The sequence below is a fragment of the Streptomyces lonarensis genome (genome assembly GCF_012033735.1).
Lineage (GTDB): Bacteria > Actinomycetota > Actinomycetes > Streptomycetales > Streptomycetaceae > Streptomyces > Streptomyces lonarensis.
On the sequence record NZ_JAAVJD010000370.1, the window covers coordinates 1 to 3,404 of the forward strand.

1 protein-coding gene and 1 pseudogene are annotated in these 3,404 nt (G+C 78.8%); both read left to right on the forward strand.

All coding sequences use genetic code 11. The annotated features are described in order from the left end of the window. Window positions 1–1,424, forward strand: a pseudogene (locus HCN56_RS24560) (NB-ARC domain-containing protein); the annotation flags it as partial. Beyond that, window positions 1,424–3,404: TOMM precursor leader peptide-binding protein (locus tag HCN56_RS24565; RefSeq protein ID WP_167974701.1), on the forward strand; the 1,981-nt coding region annotated here is incomplete at its 3' end. The pseudogene HCN56_RS24560 and the gene HCN56_RS24565, both read left to right, overlap by 1 nt.

Here is a 3,404-nt window from a genome sequence, read left to right on the forward strand (position 1 = left end):
CCGGCTCGGAGCGGACGTTGGCCAGCACCGACCCCTGCCACAGCGCCAACGCCGACCGCAGGGAGCGCAGTCGCTCCTCCGCATCGCCGCCGTGGTCCGCGGCGGAGCCCCCCGCGGCAGGACGCACCGGACCGGCGGGCACCGAGGACCTGCGCGGACCGTACGAACCGTTCGAGCCGTCGGAGCTGCCCGCCGACCACACCGCGCCGTCCGCGCCGTCCGCGCAGCCCGGGCCGTCCGACGCCCGCCCGGGGGAGGGGGAGGCGGAGGTCGTGCCGCTCCCCACCCCCGCCCAGCCGCCCGCCGGAGCGTCCCGCCCGCCGCACCACGCCGCACCGCCGGCGCCCCCGCTCACCGTGTCCGGCGCCGTGCACCCCCGCGGGCCCTCCGGCGCGCTGCGTCCCGCGGGCCCGGTGCCGGCCTTCGCCGGCCGGGAGGACGCCCTCGCAGCGATCGCCGGCCGGCTCGCCGCCGCCACCGCCACTGCCACCACCGGCGACGGCCCCGCCGACCCGCCCGCACCGGAGCTGATCTGCGGTGCGCCCGGCGTGGGGAAGACGGCGCTGGCGCGCGAGGTCGCCTCACGGCTCGACTCCGCGTTCCCCGGCGGCCGGTGGCTGCTCCCCATGACGCTGCCCGACGGCACGCCCCGCGCCGCTGCCCACGCGGCGGCCGAGCTGTCGGCCGCGTTCGCGGCGGAGTCCCCGCGGGGCGTGCTGCTCGTGCTGGACGACGTCACCGACGCCGAACAGGTGCGCCCGCTGCTGCCGTTGGGGCCCGGCTGCGCGGTGCTGGTGACCAGCCGCCGCGGCCTGGCCGGCCTGGTCGCCACGCACGGCGGCACCGTGCACCGGGTGCAGCCGCTGGCGCCGGTGGACTCGGCACGGCTGCTGACCGCCGCCCTCGGCGCCGACCGCGCCGGTCGGGAACCGGGCGCCGTCACCGAGCTGGCCGAGGGGTGCGGCCACCACCCGCTGGCGCTCCGGGTCGCCGCCGCGCGGCTGCTGACCCGCCCGGCGCTGTCGCTGGCGGACGGCGCCCGCTGGCTCGCCCAGGACGCCCGCGCCTGCCTGTCGCTTCCGGGCGACCCGTCGATGAGCGTCTCCACCGTGCTCGACACGGCGGTGGGCCGACTCTCACCCGAACTCCGCGCGCTCTTCCACCGGCTGGCGACGGCACCCGGGCCCGAGGTGCACCCCGCGCCTCCGCCGGCACCCGGCGGCCCGGAACCCACGCCGGAGCAACCGGCGCCCACCGAGCCCGCGTTGGAGCAGCTCGCCGACGCCGGACTGCTGGAGGACGGGCCGCCCGGCCCCTACCGCATGCACCCACTGCTGCGCCGCTACGCCCGATGGGCGGCGCCCGGCCCCGGCCGCCACCCCGTTGACCCCGACTCCGTTCGCCCGACCGATAGGTGTGAGTAATGGCTGCTGCCGCGTTCGAGACCCTCGCCGACACCCGCCCCCGGATTCGCCGGGACGTGCTCTACACGGAGACGCCGGGCGGTGTCCTGTTCCACAACGCCGACGGCGGCTTCCACCTGACGGGACGCACCGCGTACCGCTTCGCCACGCTGATCGTGCCGCACCTGGACGGCGGCAACCGGCTCGCGGAGATCTGCGGCGGGCTCGGCGAGGCGCAGCGCGCGATGGTGGCGGAGCTGGTCTCCTCCCTGCTGGAGCGGGACTTCGCCCGCGACCACCGCCCCACCGCCGAGGGGGAGGGGGCGGCGGAGGCCGCGCAACTGCCCGCCGAGGTGGCCGAGCGGTTCGCGCCGCAGATCGAGTACGTCGACCACTACGCCGACGACAGCGAGCGGCGGTTCGCCCGGTTCCGCGGCACCCGGGTCGCGGTGCTCGGCACGGGCGAGGTGGCCGACTGGTGCGCGCTGAGCCTGCTGCGCAACGGCGCGGCGGCCGTCGGCGCCGAGGCCGCGACCGGTCGGCGGGTGGCGGGTGAGGCCGCCGAACTGGTCGCCGCGGGCTGCCCGGTGGAGGTCGCCGTCCTGGGCGGCGCCGCCGACTTCCCCGCCGCCTGGGACTCCTACGACGTGGTGCTGCTGACCGGCGCCGGCGCGGCGCCCCGCATCCACACGCTGCTGACCGCCGGGATACCGGGGGGCCGGACCCTCGTGCCGGTCTGGACGTTCGGGGAGCGCGCCGTGGTCGGCCCCCGCTCCACGGCGGGCTCGGTCGGCTGCTGGTCGTGCGCGCTGCTGCGGCTGGGCGCCGCGGTGGACGCGGCCGCCGCGGCCGACCTGTGGCGCGAGGTCGCGGCCGGGGAACGACCGGCCGACGCGCCGTTCGCGGCCGCGCCCGACGCGCTGCGCGGCCCGGTGGCGGCGATGGTCGGCAACCTCCTGGCGTACGAGGTGTTCCGCGTCGCCACGGGGGCGCTGCCCTCGGAGACCGACCGGCAGGTGCAGATCCAGGACCTGGTGTCGCTGGACGTCACCGCCGAGCCGGTGCACCAGCACCCGGCGTGCGGCGTCTGCCCGCCGCCCGCGGCGGGGACGGTCACCGCCCCCGCAGAGCTGGCGGTCGCGCCGGTGCCGACCGTCGCGTCCGCCCGCGACGCCGAGCAGATCGTCGCCGACCTGACCGCGGTCTCCGAGGCGCTGGTCCGCCCGCACACCGGCGTCTTCACCGGCTTCGACGACGAGTCGCTGACGCAGACACCGCTGAAGGCGGCGGTGCTGGAACTGCCGCTCGGGCACGGGCCCCGCCACCGGGTGCCCGCCTTCGACGTCCACCACCTCGCGGGCGCCCGGCAGCGCGCGCTGCGCGAGGCGGCGGTGCGCTACGTCGACCACGTCGTCCCGCCGGTCGCCGCAGAACCGGGCGCGACCGGGCACCGGCACCTGCCGGACACCCTGACCACCGGCGGCGGCACCGGAGCCACCGCCGAACAGGTGGGCGCCTGGGCGCACGCCGCCTCGCTGCTGGGCGACGGCCCGGCCCTGGTACCGCTCGCCGCGGTGCGGCCGTTCGGCCCGCACAACCGGGACCGGCTGCACCGGGCCACCGCCGCCGGCGCCGGCGCGGGCGGCGACGCCGGGCAGGCCGCGGGCCACGGGCTGCTGGACGCCCTCGCGCACGACGCGCTGGAGCGCGCGGTGCGCGGTACCACCGAGGTCCGGCGGATCGGCGACGACCTCCACGACGACCCGGAGTCGGCCTTCCTGCGGAAGTCGGCGGTCAACCTCGGCACGGCGGTGGAGCTCCTCGACCTCGGGGAGGCCGCCCGTACCGGGGTGCACGTGGTGCTGGCGCGGGAGGCGGACCCGGACCGGGCGCCGCGCTGGGCGCTGGCCGCCGCGCTCGACGCCCGCCCCGAGCTGCAGCGGGGGCTGCTCTCCAACTTCGGTGCCGAGCAGACACGTTCGCTGACCCTCCTCCGCGAGG